Raw genomic sequence first — 17,964 nt, 5'->3', positions numbered from 1 at the left:
ACTGCTCATCAGTGAAGACTCGGTGTCGTTGCTGTGTAGTCACGTCTCCACCGTGCCAGTCCTGGAATGGTCAATAAAGGAGACACGCCCTAGCATCGCCTGCCCGAACTGCCCGAGGGGCACAGCACACGTGGATTCGTGTGCTGTGCCCCTCGACTTGTGTTGTCGATTCATCATTCCCTGTTCCTGCGTCGGCCGGTGATCAGGAGGGCTGCGGCCCCGAGCCCGATGAGGAAGATCCCCGCACCGACGAGCATCCCGTTGCCGGTGGCTCCTGTCCGCGGCAGCTGTGCCGGGGGAGTCGGTGCCTCAGGCTGTTCTGCGACCGGAGCGACCGGTGGGGCCTCCGGTGCCTCTGGCGGGGCGGGTTCCACCGGGGGTGCAGGCGGAGTCGAGGGTTGCTCGGGCGGTGTGCTGGGTTGTTCCGGAGGAGCAGGGGGAGTGGACGGTTCCTCTGGTGGCGTGCTCGGCGTCTCTTCGGGCGGACGGTGAACGGTCTCTGCTGGGATGCCCCAGTCACTTGTCCATCCCTGGTTGACTTCGGTCTCGGCAACGCTGGTCACGAATGTCACCCAGCCGAGCGGCATGTCGATCGCCTCCGTGCTCACCTCTGCGTGGCCATCCTGATCAGCAACGACGGTGATGTCCTGGGAATTCAGTTTCTTACCTTGAACCTTCTTCGACTGCTTCGGCTCCGATTCCGAATGATAGGCAGTCACCGTGACCACTGCTTCGGAACCGGGGCGCAGCCCGCTCAGCCTGACCTCGTCGTGGACGGAGTCGCCCTCGAGGACGGCATCGGTTTCGGCCGTTGGCGACCAGGGAACGAATCCCGTTTCCCGCGGCTGCCCGTGGATGCCTTTCCACTCGGTGGTGTGCTTGTCTGCGGCGATCGTCTCGGTGAAGTACATCCACCCTTCGAAATCGTCGGGAACCATGATCTCTGCGGATCGGTGCGTGCCGTTTCCGATGTCGTTCGACGTGACTCGACCGATCACCTCGGCGTCGTCGTTCTGCTTTCCCTGTTCCGGTGCTGAAGCTGTTCGCCACAGTTCATGCTCGACGGTGACGGTGTGATCGCCCACGAGGCCGGAGACGGTGAACTCATCAGTGATCGAGTCGCCCGGCTGAGGGGTCTGATCGGAGATCTCTGTCGTGACGCGCGGCTGTGACGACATGTCGACGGAGGCCTGTGCCGCGATTTCTGTGGGTTTGTCCGGGGTGACCACACGTTGGATCCGCTTCGTCTTGTGCGGCTCATAGAGCAGGACCGTGTCGGGAGCGACCTTCGCCGTCGCTTTGGCTGTGACTGTTCCCGGTCCTGCCAAGCCGAGAGTCTTCACCGTCGCCTTCATCCCGCTGGTGAGTGTGGTCGGGGCGTCTTCGACCCCGGTGACCTTGAGTGTGATCGGGATGTCGGGCACTTGTGCGCCGGAAGCGCTGGTCAAAGAGACAGTGAGTCCGACCTTGCCGGCGGTGGGGAGGCGCAGAGTCCCGTCGCCACCGGAGTCGCCACCGGAGTCGTCTCCGGAGTCGCCAGCGGAGTCGTCTCCGGTGGCGGAGCTGAACTCGGGAGCCGGTTGCTGCGCCGTCTTCGGCTTCGACGCGCCGTATGGCTCGAGCACAGGCATGTCGAGGACAGGTGTCAGGGTGACATCCAAGGTGTACGGTCCGGCGAACTTCTTCGCGTCGGCGGTGATCTTCGCAAACTGCTTCGCACTTCCTGCGAACTTCTCGCCCAGCTCGCCGGGCTTCTGCGGTGGAACCTTGTGGTCGTGGGGGATCGACTTGTCGAGTCGGGCCATGGCGCTCAGCGCGGCATGCACATCTTTCGAGGTCGAACCGGAATGTTCGTACAGGGCCCAGGCCGTCTGCGCGGTCGTGATCTTCTCAGGCTTCGAGTCGGTGAAGTATTTGGGCAACGGAGACTGTTTGCCGGCGTCGATGCAATAAGCCTGAGTGTTCTTGAAAGTTCGATACGAGCCATACCAGGTCTTGCCCTGCGGCGCGTGGTGCCAGAGGCCAGGGCCATAGGTATCCGACGCCTTGAGCATCGGGACTTCGCCGAGAGGACCGGGTGGGCCCTGGGCCATTGCGGGCCCCAGCCCGATGGCTGAGGCCAGGGCGAACACCACAAGAAGGAGAGCGGAGCGGAGAGTGAAGCGTCTGCGAGTAGTCATACGTTGATTTCACGGTGAGCGGCATGGTCATGACCAGAGGAGAAAATCTGCCTGTGAATTCACTCTGCACGATCCACAGGAAGACGAACGCGAGTCAGCGGCGACATCAATGAGGCTGTGGACAGAGATGCCTGGCTGATTTCAGAGAACCCTGAGGTCAGAGAGGTGCTGACGGGTGTCTGCTCTCAATGAGCTCGCATCGTGGCGCGGGGGAGTTCTGAACCGGCCCGAGAACCGAACCGTCATCCACATGCCATCGAACGTGAGTGGACCTTCTTCAGGGCTGGACTGTTGCTGTACAGACACATCAAACTCGACCAGGAGCCAGTGTTCGACCGTAAACTTGGCAATGCGGTTACTCCCCACGATGAAGGACGATATATGTCGGAACAGGCGGGCCCAGGAAACGGCCCCGACTCGCAGCACGGCACACACTCGGGCAATCCCGAGTCCCAACGTGCGCAACCGCCACGGGTCGCTGATCCCAGGAATCCCGGGACTCCGCCGAACACGCCCGGATCTCAGGGCGGCCAGGTGCCCCCGAACCGACAGGCGCCCCCGAACCGACAGATGCCGCCCAATCGGCAGCCCCCGGCTCAGCAGCGTCCGCCGCAGCAGCCGCCCATGCCACAGGGGCAGCCACCTCGGCAGGGACCTCCGCCCCAGCCCGGACAGCCACAGCCTGCGCGGTCGAACAATGATCGTTTCCGTCCGAACCCGGCGGCTCAGCCTCAGCCTCAGCCTCAGCGGCCAGGCCCCGGTTCACAGCATGGCCCGGGCTTTCAGCCCCAACCCCAGCAACCCCAACCCCAACCCCAACCCCAGCCCCAGCAGCAGCGACAGATTCCCCAACCGGGGATGAACCCGCAGATGCGGAATCACGGCAACCCCAACCTCGGCGGCCCGATGGGACAACCTCAGGGATACGGCCAGCCTCAGGGATACAGCCAGCCCCCGATGCAGGGCCAACCCCAGGGATACGGCCAGCCCCCGATGCAGCCGCGCGTGTACGAACAGCCGCGATTCGCGCCGACCGTGACTCAGGAGATGCGGGTCCGGGCAACGATGCAGGCACCGCAGCAGATGGTTTCGGAGACGCCCTGGACCGGCGCGGTCCGGCAGTCCCAGCCTGCCGAAGAACCCGGGTCGACCGGCAACGTCGTCCGTCTGGTCCTGGGTATCATCGCCGTAGCAGGTCTCACGGTCGGGCTGCTCATCCTCGCTCTCGTGGGCGGACTGAGCTTCGGACTGAAGATCTTCGGCCTGGTCGGACTGTCCGCGATCCCGCTGATCGGCATCGTCGCCTACGTCCTGTGGCTCGATCGGTGGAAGCCGCAGCCGAAGCTCATCCTCGGGCTCTGCCTGCTGTGGGGTGCCGTCGCAGCAGTCGTCCTCACTCTGTTCGTCACTCTGATTGGTCAGGTTGCCCTCTACCTCGCCGGCTTCGGGGGAGTGCCCGACGAACTCGGCACCATCGTCCAGGCGCCGATCATCGAGGAGACCACGAAGACTGCGCTCCTCGTCGTCCTCGTCCTCGCCGCCCGCAGGTATTTCGAAGGACCGCTCGACGGTCTCGTCTACGGAGCTCTCATCGGCGCAGGCTTCGCCTTCACCGAGAACGTCCTCTACCTCGGAAATGCCTGGAACGAACAAGCCGTCGGCGGACTGCTGCTCACCTTCGTCATGCGCTGCCTGTGCTCACCCCTGCTGCATACCGTCTTCTCGACGTGTGCCGGCGTGACGATCGGATTCGCCGCACGCAAATGGCCCTGGTGGGCCGTCGTCCTCATGTGGCTGCCAGGTCTCCTCTTGGGCATGGTCCTCCACGCAATCTGGAACGGAACGATGACCGGACTGGGAGAGCTCGGCTTCATCGCCCAGATCATCGGTCTCATCGTCCTCAGCTTCATCCTCACCTCGTGCTGGGTGGTGCTGGGTCTGATCCTGCGTCGCAGCGAGCGTCTGCACACGCTCAACATGCTCGGTGACTATGCGAATTCCGGCTGGCTCTCCCACGCGGAGGTGGACATGCTCGGAACCTGGAAGGGCCGCAAGCACGGCAAGCGCTGGGCCGATTCGTTCCCTGGCGGCAAGGAGGAGATGCGCACGATGATCCGCACCTCGGGCAAACTCTCGACTACACGCATGCGACTCCTCGCCGGTATCGGCGGAGCCGAAGAACGGAAGATCGAGGAATTCCAGCTCAAAGACTTCTCCTCGGCTCGTGACCGCCTCCTCGCTGCGTCGAGAAGAGTGGCGCGATAGCCCTCATGGTGCTGGTCGACGTCATCATCGTCCTGGTCGGAATCGCTGCGCTCTTCGCCGGCTTCCGCCAGGGTTTCATCATCGGCCTTGGCACGGCGGCCGGGTTCATCGTCGGATGGATCGTCGGTCGCCTGCTCTCGCCCTTGGTCGAGAGGCTCAGCGAGGGCACCACAGCGATGGACAACCCTGGACTCGGCATGCTCCTGGCCTCCATGCCGCTCGTCCTCAGCGTTCTCTTCGCTTTCGCAGGAAATGGGATTGGCGCGTGGATCAAGCGCTCTATGGACTCCGAGCTGGGGCAGGGCATCGACTCGATCGGCGGTACGATCACCGCCGGTGTCGTCTACGTCCTCGTCGTCTGGCTCGCCGCTGGCTTCATTCGGACGACTCCGCTCGTCGAACCGAATCGCTGGGTCGCCGATTCCACCGTGATCGCGGCGATCGACCGAACGATTCCGTATTCCTCTCAGATGGCGCTCGGTGACATCTCCTCGACGCTCAAGGCCACCGGATTCCCGCAGGTGTTCTCCGGCCAGACGGAGCAGATCCGCGGAGTCGGCAAACCGGATTCGGCGATGGTCGACGTCGGGCGCAGCGTTGAAGGCTCGGTCGTCAAGATCACGACCACCGCCACCTCGTGTCCAGCGGGTTCTGAGGGTTCTGGATTCGTCTACGCCGACGGTCTCGTTGCGACCAATGCTCACGTGGTGGCGGGTTCCTCAGAGCTCGCGGTCCAGGTCGGAGGCAAGGGCAGGCCCTACCCCGCCGAAGTGGTCGAATTCGATCCGCAAGCCGACGTCGCCGTGCTCCGAGTTCCGGACATGGAGGCTCCCGCCCTCGACTTCGGCAAACCCCTTGGCCCCGGTGACGACTCTGTGGTCGCCGGGTTCCCCGAGAACGGTCCCTACACGATCTCCCCTTCACGAGTGCGTGAGACGGTCAACGCACGAGGACTCGACATCTACGACTCCGATTCCGTGGTGCGTGAGGTCTATTCGCTGCGCGGCATCGTTCGCGAAGGTAACTCGGGCGGGCCGCTGCTCGACGCTGACGGGAAAGTCGTGGGAATGGTCTTCGCCCGATCAGCCACCGATGAAGAGACCGGCTATGCGCTCACCCGAGCCGAGATCGCTGATGAGCTGGAGGCCGGTGAGGAGAATCGCACACCCCAGCCGACGGGGCAGTGCACAGGGTGATGCCTACTTGAGGTCGAGGCCCGCGATGACGGCTCGGTGGTCGCTGGATCCGCGGTCGAGGACTTTGTCCGAGGTGGCGTCGAACCCGCGATAGAGCACATGGTCGAGACGGGTGACAGGGAACTGCGAGGGCCAGGTGAAGCCGAATCCGCCGTGCGTCTCGGCGCGGGAATCCTCGAGATGGGAAGTCAGCTCGGAGAAGTTGCTGTCGGTCGTGGCCGTGTTGAAGTCTCCGGCAACGATGACATGGTCGGCGCCGTCGGTTTGGACTGCGGTCGCCAGTCGACGGATCGCAGCGTTGCGCATGGCCTCGTGGCCGGGACGCACCGACGGCATGTGCACGGCGTAGAACCGGATGTCACCGTGATCGGTGGAGATCGTGGTTGCGAAGGCCCGCGGCCATTGCAGACCGAGGTCGATCTCCTCGGGGGCGGACATCGGCCACTTGGACCAGACTCCGATCGTATCGACGACCTGGGAATGGGTGAAAGCGGAGTCGAGCTCCTTGTGGATGATCTTTCCGGACAGGGATTCGAGTTCTTGGATCGTGACGATGTCCGGATCGGCTGAGACGATGTTCTGCGCCGCAGCTGTGGGCTGCGGCATCCGGGCCCCCACATTGTGGGTGGCCACGGTCAGATCTGAAGTGCCGGCGTCTTTGGCCGGCAGCAGTGCGGCACCGAACATGGATGCCCAGACGATGGTCGGGACCAGGAAGCCGATCGCGGAGAGAACCGAGAAGCGGATGAGGAACATCAGAAGCACAAGCGCGAGGAAGACGCCCGTCCAGGGCAGAATGCTTTCGATGATCAGGGCGATGCCCAGCCGTGAGGGAAGTAGGTGATGGAGTAGCAGGAATGCCGCATAGAGCGCACCGAAGATCAGCGCTGTGATCCCCTTGGTGGGCTTATGCGTCTTTCTGGGGCGCGGAATTGCCTGGTTCATCGATATTGAAGCTTAACCGCTGATCCTGTCCTGATGCTGGGTGACTCATGCGATCTGGCTCACTTGGTCACACGAGATTCACTTGAACGGAGGAAGCTCAGGTGACTGGTGCCGATTCAGCGGTGCGCGGTGGACTCAGCGGTGCGCGGTGGCACTCCACACGGTGACATCGGGGTGGGTGTCGTAGCGGTAGCCCGTGCCTCTCATCGTGCGGATCACTGAAGCGTATTCGCCCAGGCGCCTGCGCAGGCGACGGATGTGGACGTCGACGGTGCGCTCGTCGGGCGCATCGCCTCCTGACCAGACGGCGTCGATGAGGTCTTCGCGCGGCAGCGTCGAGTCCGCGTGAGAGACCAACGTTGCGAGCAGGTCGAATTCCTTGGTCGTGACGTCGACGAGTTCACCGTCGATGCGAACCTCGCGGCGCGGGATGTCGATGCGCAGGCGTTCGCTGGCCGCACCGGCGAAGCTGTCGCCGAGGCGAGAACCGAATCCGCCGGTGGGTGCACCACCGGTCAGCTGCTGATCGGAATCATTGCGCAGAGCCGGCGGATGGATGCGGTTCGGGATGCGCGAGCGGACAGGACCGTGGTTGCCGGCCGGAGTTCCGGTGGCGGCGGGGGAGCCGTTGGCTACGGCCCGCACGGCGTCGATATCGCTGCCGCGGCCTTCTGGAGCAAGCGCGATGACAGCCTGGGTCTCTGCCTGTGAGGCGAGTTCTTTGGCGTAGGCCTGCAGTTCCCCGGCGATGGCGGAGAGGTTGGTTCCGTCGGCAGCGGCCTTCGACTCATCGAGGCCGATGTAGACGATGATTCCGCGAGCGGCCTTCGGTGAGGGCACGACGCCGGCAGGGCCGTAGGTGTGCGGCGGGTTCTGCGGATCGACTGCGCTCAACCGAGCTCCTGCGCGACGGGTGGCAACTGCACTGCGGGGGTGAACGAAATCTGGTTCTGGATTCGACATGGCTGTCCTTTGCTTCGACCCTGTGGGTCTGTGTGACTGAATGAGTCCGCTGCAAAACGTGCGTGATCTCGTTCGAGGCCGGACAGCGGGAGGTCGGTCACCGGCAACGAACGCAGAGCATACACATGTCTGCGGGGCGCATTCGCGCCGTGTGAGTCGTCGAAGTCATGGCTTCATTATTTGTCACAAAACTCTGGGGGTGCAAAGAAATCCCCGAAAATGAGACGAATGTGACGAAATGTGACGAAGGAGGGGGCGGCGTCATCCGGGTCGGGCACGGGTGCGCAGCTCCGTCGCTCAGTCGACGATTCCGTACATCCGATCGCCGGCGTCGCCGAGGCCCGGGACGATGTAGCCCTTCTCGTTGAGCTTCTCGTCGAGTGCCGCCGTGTAGATCTCGACGTTCGCGGACTCCGCGTAGTCCTTCTCGATCCGACGCACGCCTTCAGGGGCGCTGACGAGGCAGACTGCTGTCACGTCACGCGCGCCTCGGGCAAGGAGGAAGTCGATGGCCATGGCCAGAGTTCCGCCTGTGGCGAGCATCGGATCGACGACGAAGATCTGACGTCCGCTGAGATCATCAGGCAGACGATCGGCATAGGCGCTGGGCTCGAACGTCTCCTCATCGCGGACCATGCCCAGGAAGCCGACCTCGGCGGTGGGCAGGATGCGCAGCATCCCGTCGAGCATGCCCAGGCCCGCGCGCAGAATCGGGACGACGACCGGGCGGGGTGCGGCCAGGGTGGTGCCTGTGAACGTTGAGACGGGGGTCGTGACCTCTTTGTCTTCGACGGCCACGGAGCGGGTGGCCTCATAGGCAAGGAGCATCACGAGCTCTTCGGTGAGCTGCCTGAAGCGAGCGGAATCGGTGTTCTGATCTCGCAGGACGCTGAGTTTGTGGGCGATGAGCGGGTGATCGGCTACATGAAGGCGCATAAGGAAATGGTACGGGCAACAGGCCTCAGGAGCACAGATGGGCGCACGAGCGTGGGCGGGTCGTGACAGCGGATGGTGAGCTTCTCGCCCGAACGAGGCAGAACTTCTCACTTGAGGGCGTGGAAGTGTGGTGAAAGAACTTGGAAACGGTCACAATGGGAGCATGTCCTACTTCACTGAGATCCTTGCCGAATCAAGCGATGGTTTTCGTGCCCTCGATGTCGACGTTCGGGACTGCCCCGACCTCGACAGCCTCGTCGATATGATGCGCACTGCCGGGTCCGACGACGGTGAGGCGATCGCTGTCATCGAACACGAGGACGAATGGTTCGGCCTCGTGCGTCTGTGCGCCGACAACGAGGTCAAGGTATTCCTGTCCGACCTTCGCGCCGTCGAACTCAGTCCTTTCGCGGAGATCTTCGCGGACTACCTCGACGCTCAGCCGGATGCCTATGAGGCAGAGCCGGAAGAGGAGTTCGGTGCCGACGACGATGACGTCGAAGGCGAGGATGACGAGGAAGAAGAAGACGAAGAGGTCGAGATGCTCGAGTTCGACGCCGACGCCGAATGGGGCGGCGACGTCGACATCTACGCCGACCGCGGTGTCAGTGCCGCAGGCCTGATCGAACAGGTGGAGAAGTACCGGTCGGACCCGGCCCGCGTGGTCGCCCACGTCGGCGAGACCGTCGGGTTCGCCGATCAGCTCGAGGCCGCCCGCTGAGTTCCCTCGCGCCGGACCCTGTAGATGAGGCCCGGATGGCCCTTGCCCTCGCCGAGGCTGTCCTGGCGATCGAGCACGACGACGTTCCCGTCGGGGCAGTCGTCCTCGACGGCGATGGTCGCGTGATCGGGCGCGGTCATAATCGACGCGAGATCGATCAGGATCCGCTCGGGCACGCCGAGCTCGCCGCCCTGCATGACGCCGCCGAGGCGACTGGACGTTGGCGCCTCGAGGGCTGCACGCTCGTCGTCACCCTCGAGCCCTGCGCAATGTGCGCGGGAGCTGCCGTCGGCGCACGCATCGCACGCGTCGTCTACGGGGCGTTTGACGAGAAGGCCGGCGCTGCAGGGTCGGTATGGGATCTGCTGCGTGACCGTGCGGCACTCCATCACCCGGAGGTCACCAGCGGAGTCTCTGCGGGGGAGTGTCGGGCGCTGCTCAGCGACTTCTTCAGTGCCAAACGGGGGTAGTTCGCCTGCCTTCGCTGCAGGTCGAGCCGCTGTCTCAGCGGCGTGGTTCAGGTCACTGTCGCTCGATTTGGCCGTCGCGTCGGCCTGACTGTAAAGTTGTCCGCGGTGGCGTGTCCGAGCGGCCGAAGGTGCAACACTCGAAATGTTGTGTACGGTAACCCCGTACCGTGGGTTCAAATCCCACCGCCACCGCCACATGGAATCCCCTGCCAGGCAAGCGCTGGGCAGGGGATTCGTCATGTCAGGTGGTCTGCAGTCGCAATGACGCGATTCGATCTCGATCTCCTGCCCCGCAGGTGTGACGATTGACACATCTTTGAAGAGCGGCCAAACTGTCCTGATGAAATAGAAACTTCTTTCCGTTATGCGGAAAAGTCATTCTGCTCACGGGGATACTGTCGCGGAGGCGATGAGGGTTCTGTTTCATTGCGCATGTTCAAGGCGCAGAGTCTTCAAGGCGCAGAGTCGTCGACGACGATGCCGGCGACTGATCAAATCGAACAACCAGAGGTGGTCCATGGAAATGGCTGACAACGATCAAGGGCGGGACACGACTATCGCCCCCGAGGACACCGGAAAGTCCGGTCCGCTCGACAGATTCTTCGAAATCACAGCCCGAGGTTCCTCGATCAAGCAGGAGATCCGCGGAGGCATAGTCGCCTTCGTGGCGATGGCGTACATCGTGGTCCTCAACCCGCTCATCCTCGGAGGTTCCCAGGACGTCGCGGGCAACTCGCTCGACTTCGCCCAGCTGACCGCTGTCACCGGCCTCATCGCCGGCGTCATCACGATCCTCTTCGGCGTCGTCGCACGGCTCCCGTTCGCACTTGCGGCGGGACTGGGCATGAACAGCTTCCTGGCCGTCTCCGTGGTCCAGGAAGTCACCTGGGTTGAGGCCATGGGACTCGTGGTCATCAACGGCGTCATCATCGTCATCCTCGGAGCCACGGGCATCCGCACCGCGATCTTCAACGCCGTTCCCCACGCGCTCAAGGTCGCGATCACGGTCGGCATCGGCCTGTTCATCGCGTTCATCGGCTTCGTCAACTCCGGATTCGTCACCCGTACGCCGGCCGGGCCTCCCGTCCAGCTGGGACAGGACGGTTCGATCGGATCCCTGCCGACTGTCGTCTTCCTCTTCGCGCTCATCCTCATCGCGGTCCTCTTGGCGCGGAAGGTCCCGGGCGGAATCCTCATCGGCATGGTCGTGGCCACGATCCTGGCGATGGTCATCCAGGCCTTCGCAAAGCTCGGCACCGTCGGCGATCCGGTCAACCCGGACCCTCTGGGCTGGAACCTCTCCGCTCCGGAGATCCCGAGCCAGATCGTCGCTCTGCCGGACTTCTCACTCATCGGTGCCTTCGACCTCGTCGGCTCCTTCGAGCGCATCGGCGTGCTCGCCGCGACGATGCTCGTCTTCACCCTGGTGTTCACGAACTTCTTCGACGCCATGGGTACGATGACCGGTCTCGCCCGCAGCGCCGGACTGCAGACCTCTGACGGAATGTTCCCTCGCATCCGCGGCGCATTCATCGTCGAGGGCCTCGGTGCCGTTGCCGGTGGTGGAGCCTCCGCCTCGTCGAACACCGTGTTCGTCGACGCTGCTGCTGGAATCGCCGAGGGCGCCCGGACAGGACTGGCGGCCATCGTCACCGGTGTTCTGTTCCTGCTGTCGATGTTCTTCGCCCCGCTCATCGGAGTCATTCCGATGGAAGCCGGTGCTGCGGCACTCGTCGTCGTCGGCGCCATGATGGTCACCCAGATCCGCGAGATCGACATGAGCGACTTCCGGACCTCGCTGCCGGTGTTCCTGACCATGGTGACGATGCCGCTGACATACTCGATCGCCAACGGCATCGGCGTCGGATTCATCTCCTGGGCACTCATCCACGTGATGAGCAAGCGCGGCCGCGATGTCCACTGGCTCCTGTGGGTCGTCTCCGCCGGATTCGTCCTGTACTTCGTTCGCGGACCGATTTCGGCTATCTTGGGAGCATGACGAATATGTCTGAGATCACAGCCTGGTCGAAAGGTCAGATCGCACACGGGTGCTGAGGACGATTGAGTCGTCGGCGCAATGGGTATGAGACCCGTGCCGCGACATGACGTTCTTCGCTGCTGTTCGCATGGATAACCAGAAGCTCGAGGAACGAAGCAATTGTTCTAACCATGCACTGCGCGCCGCATTGATGAGGCGCAGGAGGTAAGTGCGATGTCAGCAATGGCGACCGAACGTTCCACCGCCGAGATTTCTGTGAACGGTACCGCTCACGAATTCACCGGCACACCACATACGAATGCCCTGGACTTCATCCGCGGCGAAGGACTGACTGCAGCCAAAGAAGGCTGTGCCGAAGGTGAATGCGGTGCCTGCGCGATCATGGTCGCCCGCCCCGACTCCGATGGAGGGACCCGGTGGACCTCGATCAACTCATGCCTCCTCCCCGCAGCCGCGCTCGACGGGCAGGAAGTCATCACCGCCGAAGGCCTCGCTGAGGGTGAGCACTTCCACCCCGTGCAAGAGGAGATGGCCGTCCGCGGAGGATCCCAGTGCGGGTACTGCACCCCCGGATTCATCTGCTCCATGGCCGCCGAATACTACCGACCCGAACGTGCAGGCGACGCTGCAGGGTCGGACCACCACTGCGGACCCAACGGCTTCGACATCCACTCCCTGTCCGGCAACCTCTGCCGCTGCACCGGCTACCGCCCCATCCGCGACGCCGCCTACGCCCTCGGCCAGCCCGAAGCCGGCGACGCGATCGCCGCACGACGCGATCAGCCGGCCCCCACCTCGGCGAGTACCGACATTACCCGCGCCGACACCGCCACCGGGGAACCGGGACGATTCCGTCGTCCCTCCACCCTCGCCGAGGCGCTCGACATCCTTGCCGCCGAACCCGAGACCATCGTGATCGCCGGGGCCACCGACTGGGGCGTCGAGGTCAACATCAAGGGCGCACGTGCGAAGTCGATCCTCGCGATCGACCGCCTGCCCGAACTCCGCGGCATCCGATACACCGAGGATTTCGTCGAGATCGGCGCCGCCCACACCCTGACCGAACTCGAACGCGAGCTCGCCGGTACGATCCCGCTGCTGGGCAAGCTGCTCCCGCAGTTCGCCTCCCGCCTCATCCGCAACGCAGCCACGATCGGCGGCAACCTGGGCACCGGATCGCCCATCGGCGACACCCCGCCGGCACTGCTGGCGCTCGAAGCCGAACTCGTCCTCGCCTCGGCGACGGGATCACGGGTCGTCGACTTGGCCGATTACTTCACCGGCTATCGGCAGACCGTGCGCGAGCCGGGCGAACTCATCGCTGCGATCCGCATCCCGCTGCCGCTGGCCCCGCTGACCTCGTTCCAGAAGATCGCGAAGCGCCGCTTCGACGACATCTCCTCCGTCGCCATCGGCTACGCCGTGACCGTCGAAGACGGCATTGTCACCACAGCCCGACTGGGACTCGGCGGAGTCGCCGCGACCCCGCTTCGCGCCACGGCGACTGAAGCCCTGCTCGAAGGCGCACCCTGGACGCTCGAGACCGTGCGCGCGGCCGCGGACACCCTGGCCGCTGAAGGCACCCCGATGGACGACCACCGGGCAAGCGCGAAATACCGTACCGCGATGCTGCGGTCCTCATTGGAGCGCTTCTACGCCGAGGTGCTGAACGCCTCGGGAGGTCCGGCATCGGAGAAGGAGGCGGCACGATGAGCCAGCTGTCACAGCGCCCCGTCGACCCCATCGTCGGCGAGAGCCACCACCACGAGTCCGCCTTCGGTCACGTCACCGGAGCGGCCCTCTACACCGATGACCTGGTCGGACGTCTGACCGGAGTCCTCCACGCCTTCCCCGTGCAGTCGACCCAGGCACACGCGAAGCTGACCTCCGTCGACGTCGCTCCCGCCTACGCGGTGCCGGGCGTCGTCAAGGTCATCACCGCCGCGGACATCCCCGGCATCAACGACCAGGGCGTCAAGCACGACGAGCCGATGCTGCCGGTCGATGAAGTCATGTTCTTCGGTCAGCCCATCGTGTGGGTCCTCGGCAACGACCTCGAAGCCGCGAAGGCCGGGGCAGCAGCCGTGGCCGTCGACTACGAACCGCTGCCCTCGCTGGTGTCCGTGCGTGAGGCGATCGAGGCGAAGAGCTTCCACGGCATCCAACCCGTCATCGACAAGGGCGACGTCAGCGGCGCCTTCGCCGATGCCGCGCACGTCTTCGAGGGCGAATTCGAGTTCGCCGGACAGGAGCACTTCTACCTTGAGACGCAGGCTTCGCTGGCCTACGTCGACGAGAACGGACAGATCTTCGTCCAGTGCTCGACCCAGCATCCGACCGAGACGCAGGACATCGTCTCCCACGTGCTCGGCGTGCCCGCCCACGAGGTGACCGTCCAGTGTCTGCGCATGGGCGGCGGCTTCGGCGGCAAGGAGATGCAGCCCCACGGTTACGCGGCACTCGCGGCCCTCGGCGCGAAGCTCACCGGCCGTCCCGTGCGCCTGCGCCTGGACCGCACACTCGACATCACGATGACCGGCAAGCGCCACGGCTTCCACTCCTCGTGGAAGATCGGCTTCACCGAGGAGGGCAAGATCCTCGCCCTCGACGCGACGCTGACTGCCGACGGCGGCTGGAGCCTCGACCTGTCCGAGCCCGTTCTCACCCGCGCCATGTGCCACATCGACAACGCCTACTGGGTGCCCAATATCCGGGTGGCCGGTCGCATCGCGAAGTGCAACAAGACCTCGCAGACCGCCTTCCGCGGATTCGGCGGACCGCAGGGAATGCTGGTCATGGAGGACATCCTCGGCCGCGTCGCCCCGAAGCTCGGGTTCTCCGCGCGCGAGCTGCGTCGCCGCAACTTCTACGAAGCGGGCCAGGACACCCCGTACTACCAGCCCGTGCGTCACCCCGATCGCATGGAGGCCGCTTGGGACCAGGTCGTCACCGGCGCCGAGGTGGAGGCCCGGGAAGCCGAGATCGCTGAGTTCAACTCCCGCAACGACAACGTCAAACGCGGACTCGCGCTGACCCCGGTGAAGTTCGGGATCTCGTTCAACCTCACCGCCTTCAACCAGGGCGGCGCCCTCGTGCTCGTCTACAAGGACGGCTCCGTTCTCGTCACCCACGGCGGCACCGAGATGGGGCAGGGCCTGCACATGAAGATGCTGCAGGTCGCGGCCACGACTCTCGGTGTGCCTCTGTCGACGGTGCGCCTTGCACCCACGCGCACGGACAAGGTCCCCAACACCTCGGCGACGGCGGCGAGCTCCGGCACCGACCTCAACGGCGGTGCGGTCAAGGACGCCTGCGAGCAGATCCTGGGTCGACTGACGCAGGTCGCCGCGGGAATCCTCGGGGCACCCGCCCACGAGGTGAGCGTGAGTCGCGGCATCGTCAGCGCGCTGTCGTCGAAGAAGACCATCACGTGGGAAGAGCTCATCAACGCCGCGTACTTCCAGCGCATCCAGCTTTCGGCCTCAGGGTTCTACCGGACCGAGGGCCTGCACTGGGACCTGTCGCTGATGACCGGGGAGCCCTTCAAGTACTTCGCCTACGGGGCCGCTGCCGCCGAGGTCGAGATCAACCGCTTCGACGGCTCCTACACGCTGCGTCGAGTCGACATCGTCCACGACGTCGGCGACTCGCTCTCACCACTCATCGACCTCGGCCAGATCGAGGGCGGATTCGTCCAGGGCGCCGGGTGGCTGACCCTGGAGGATCTGCGCTGGGACGAGTCAGACAAGCCCAGCCGCGGTCGCCTGGCGACCCAGGCCGCGAGCACCTACAAGATCCCCAGCTTCTCCGAAGCCCCTGAGATCTTCAACGTCTCGCTGCTGGAGAAGGCTCATGAAGAGGGCGCCGTCTACGGTTCGAAGGCCGTGGGCGAACCCCCGCTGATGCTCGCCTTCTCGGTCCGTGAGGCGCTGCGCGATGCCGTCGGTGCCTTCGGTGAGCCCGGCGCGTCCGTGCAGCTGAACTCGCCGGCCACACCCGAGTCCGTGTTCTGGGCCATCGAATCGGTTCGGGAGCCGGCCGGGTCTGGTGGGTCTGGCGAGGCTGCAGAAGGACTCAGAGTTCCGTCATGACCTGGATGGACACAGCAGCCGAGCTTCGCAACGCTCGGGTGCCGGCCGTCCTCGTCACTCTGGCCTCGGTCCGCGGGCACGCCCCGCGGGAGGCAGGAGCGAAGCTGATCGTCACCGCCGCCGACCTGTACGGGACCATCGGCGGAGGCAATCTTGAGATGACGGCTGTCACCCGCGCTCGTGAGATCCTCGCGTCCGGGTCAGGGAAGGCGTCGGGCGGTTCGGGCGCCGACGCGCACGCCGAACCCGAGATGCTCACGCTGCGCCTCAACGACAAGGCGCCAGCCAAATACGGTCGCCAGTGTTGCGGGGGAGAGGTGATGGTTCTGCTCGAACCGCTGCCCATCCCCGCCTCGGTGGCGATCTTCGGCATCGGCAATATCGGACTCGAGCTGACCCGGATCCTGTCCCGGCACGACATCGATCTGCATGTCTCGGACTCCCGGCCCGAGCAGCTCGCTGCCCTCGATGCACTGGAAGCGCCGGTCGCGAAGATCCGACGCACCTTCGCGGTCGTCGGCGAACAGGTGCTGACCGATCTGCCGACGGGCACGCATGTGCTCATCATGACCCACGATCACGCCGAGGATCTGCACCTGTGCGATGCCGCGCTGACCCGCGGCGATCTGGGTTCGATCGGGCTGATCGGCTCGAGCGCCAAATGGCAGCGCTTCCGCAAGAACCTCATCACCGATGGCCACGAGCCCGAGGCCGTCGACGTCATCGACTGCCCCATCGGCCTGCCCGCACTGCCTGGTAAGAGTCCGGCGACGATCGCGCTCAGCGTCGCCGCCGACCTCATCAGCCGCATGCACTGACTTTCATATCAAGGAGCACCACCATGTTCATCTGCCGCGCCCGCGTCTTCGACACGCCCACCAGTCCCTTCGCCGGAGGCAGCCTGCGCGCCGACTCCGACATCGCGCTCATCGTCGACGACGGACTGATCATCGCCCGCACCGACTTTGCGACTGCCAGCCAGGAGCACCCCGACGCCGAGGTGGTCGACCTCCGCTCCGGTGTCCTCATCCCCGGTCTCATCGACACCCACGTCCACTATCCGCAGGTGCGCGCGATCGGCTACCTCGGCAAGCCCCTGCTAGAATGGCTCGACCACTGCGCCCTGCCCGAGGAGGAGAAACTCTCCGACGAGGTTTATGCCGGTGCCATCGCGAAGGAATTCCTCACGGGCCTGACCTCGGCCGGGACCACCTCGGCGATGGTCTTCGGTTCGCATTTCGCCACGGCCATGGACATCTTCTTCGCCCAGGCCGCCGAGGTGGGTCTGCGGATCACATCGGGCCTGGTCACCAGCGACAGGATCCTCCCGGAATCGCTGCTGACGAACGTCGAGAAGTCCGTGACCGAGAGTCAGGGACTCATCGATCGGTGGCATGGCAAGGACCGTCTGAGATTCGCGATCACCCCGCGCTTCTCGTTCTCCGCAAGCCGTGACCTGCTGGCTGCAGGCGGGCAGTTGCTCGCGGACAACCCCGATGTCTGGGTCACCTCACACCTGAACGAGAACCGTGACGAGATCACCGGCGTCGCCGAGTTCTTCCCCGAAGCCCTCGACTACCTCGACACCTATGACCGGGCGGGACTGCTGGGGCGACGGACGATCCTGGCCCACAACGTGCACCCGAGCGACCGGGAGCTCGCGCGCATGGCCGAGGTCGGCGCCGCCTCGGCGCACTGCCCGACCTCGAACTCGACCCTGGCCAGCGGATTCTTCCCGCTGCGGCGGCACCTCGAAGCCGGAGTCCGTGTCGCCCTGGGCTCGGATGTGGGCGCCGGCACCGGGTTCTCCCTGCTCAAGGAGGGTGTGCAGTCCTACTTCATGCAGCAGCTCGACCCCGCTGGGGGAGTGCCGCTGAGCTCAGCGCACCTGCTCTACCTGGCCACGGCCGCCGGCGCGGACGCCTTAGAGCTGTCCGACCAGGTCGGCGACCTGTCCGTGGGCAAGCGCTTCGACGCAGCCTTCATCAAGCCCGAACCGGGTCAGCCGCTGGACGTGGGCATCGAGCACGCAACCAGCGATGAGGACGCCCTGGCGAAGATCTTCGCTCTGGGCACCCCCGCCGACATCACCCATGTGTGGGTCGACGGGGAACTCGTCAAGGGCTGACGACCTCAGCGAACACCCGACGGCGGCTCACTCGCGCAGCACTTTTCACACTCAGCAACCCTTCGGGCGC

13 protein-coding genes and 1 tRNA gene are annotated in these 17,964 nt (G+C 64.8%); 10 read left to right on the top strand and 4 right to left on the bottom strand.

All coding sequences use genetic code 11. The features are described 5' to 3' along the window. Positions 1-173: 173 nt before the first annotated feature. Complete coding sequence (locus tag MPN20_RS15685; protein ID WP_242783655.1) at positions 174-2,180, bottom strand: LPXTG cell wall anchor domain-containing protein; 2,007 nt, start codon at positions 2,178-2,180, stop codon at positions 174-176. An 870-nt stretch (positions 2,181-3,050) separates the two neighbouring features. Here MPN20_RS15685 and MPN20_RS15680 point away from each other — a divergent pair. Next, positions 3,051-4,445 (top strand): PrsW family intramembrane metalloprotease, encoded by a 1,395-nt coding sequence (locus MPN20_RS15680; RefSeq protein ID WP_242783653.1) that lies wholly within the window; start codon positions 3,051-3,053, stop codon positions 4,443-4,445. 5 nt (positions 4,446-4,450) lie between these two features. Next, positions 4,451-5,641, top strand: coding sequence for a MarP family serine protease (locus MPN20_RS15675; protein WP_242783651.1), 1,191 nt, complete (start codon positions 4,451-4,453; stop codon positions 5,639-5,641). 3 nt (positions 5,642-5,644) lie between these two features. On the opposite strand, the gene MPN20_RS15670 is transcribed toward MPN20_RS15675, so the two are convergent. The 3 genes from MPN20_RS15670 to upp form a co-directional block, all read right to left on the bottom strand. Beyond that, on the bottom strand, positions 5,645-6,586 hold the full coding sequence (locus tag MPN20_RS15670; protein WP_242783649.1) for an endonuclease/exonuclease/phosphatase family protein: 942 nt from the start codon (positions 6,584-6,586) through the stop codon (positions 5,645-5,647). 135 nt (positions 6,587-6,721) lie between these two features. Beyond that, positions 6,722-7,480, bottom strand: coding sequence for a winged helix-turn-helix transcriptional regulator (locus MPN20_RS15665; protein WP_242783647.1), 759 nt, complete (start codon positions 7,478-7,480; stop codon positions 6,722-6,724). Positions 7,481-7,846: 366 nt separating this feature from the next. After that, the gene (upp, locus tag MPN20_RS15660) at positions 7,847-8,485 is read right to left on the bottom strand and encodes a uracil phosphoribosyltransferase (RefSeq protein WP_242783645.1); all 639 of its coding nucleotides are present in this window, start codon (positions 8,483-8,485) and stop codon (positions 7,847-7,849) included. Positions 8,486-8,648: 163 nt separating this feature from the next. Here upp and MPN20_RS15655 point away from each other — a divergent pair, with 163 nt between their 5' ends. From MPN20_RS15655 to guaD, 8 genes are all read left to right on the top strand, one after another. Further along, on the top strand, positions 8,649-9,206 hold the full coding sequence (locus MPN20_RS15655; protein ID WP_242783643.1) for a tRNA adenosine deaminase-associated protein: 558 nt from the start codon (positions 8,649-8,651) through the stop codon (positions 9,204-9,206). Between the two features lie 35 nt (positions 9,207-9,241). Next, positions 9,242-9,676 (top strand): nucleoside deaminase, encoded by a 435-nt coding sequence (locus MPN20_RS15650; RefSeq protein ID WP_242783641.1) that lies wholly within the window; start codon positions 9,242-9,244, stop codon positions 9,674-9,676. A 104-nt stretch (positions 9,677-9,780) separates the two neighbouring features. Next, a tRNA-Ser gene (locus MPN20_RS15645) sits at positions 9,781-9,871 on the top strand. 328 nt (positions 9,872-10,199) lie between these two features. Beyond that, a complete protein-coding gene (locus MPN20_RS15640; RefSeq protein WP_242783639.1) occupies positions 10,200-11,675 on the top strand; it encodes an NCS2 family permease in 1,476 nt (491 codons plus the stop codon). Between the two features lie 213 nt (positions 11,676-11,888). Beyond that, complete coding sequence (locus MPN20_RS15635; RefSeq protein WP_242783637.1) at positions 11,889-13,388, top strand: FAD binding domain-containing protein; 1,500 nt, start codon at positions 11,889-11,891, stop codon at positions 13,386-13,388. Next, positions 13,385-15,766, top strand: a complete 2,382-nt coding sequence (gene xdhB, locus MPN20_RS15630; RefSeq protein WP_242783635.1) for a xanthine dehydrogenase molybdopterin binding subunit — start codon at positions 13,385-13,387, stop codon at positions 15,764-15,766. Before MPN20_RS15635 ends, xdhB begins: the two co-directional genes overlap by 4 nt. Next, entirely contained in the window at positions 15,763-16,584 is an 822-nt protein-coding gene (xdhC, locus tag MPN20_RS15625; protein WP_347566842.1) for a xanthine dehydrogenase accessory protein XdhC, read from the top strand. Before xdhB ends, xdhC begins: the two co-directional genes overlap by 4 nt. A 23-nt stretch (positions 16,585-16,607) precedes the next feature. Then, complete coding sequence (gene guaD / locus MPN20_RS15620; RefSeq protein ID WP_242783632.1) at positions 16,608-17,894, top strand: guanine deaminase; 1,287 nt, start codon at positions 16,608-16,610, stop codon at positions 17,892-17,894. Positions 17,895-17,964 lie beyond the last annotated feature (70 nt).

It is taken from the genome of Brevibacterium sp. ZH18, from assembly GCF_022748595.1.
Lineage (GTDB): Bacteria > Actinomycetota > Actinomycetes > Actinomycetales > Brevibacteriaceae > Brevibacterium.
Note: the sequence above shows the minus strand (reverse complement) of the source record. Positions and strands in the feature narration are given on the sequence as shown.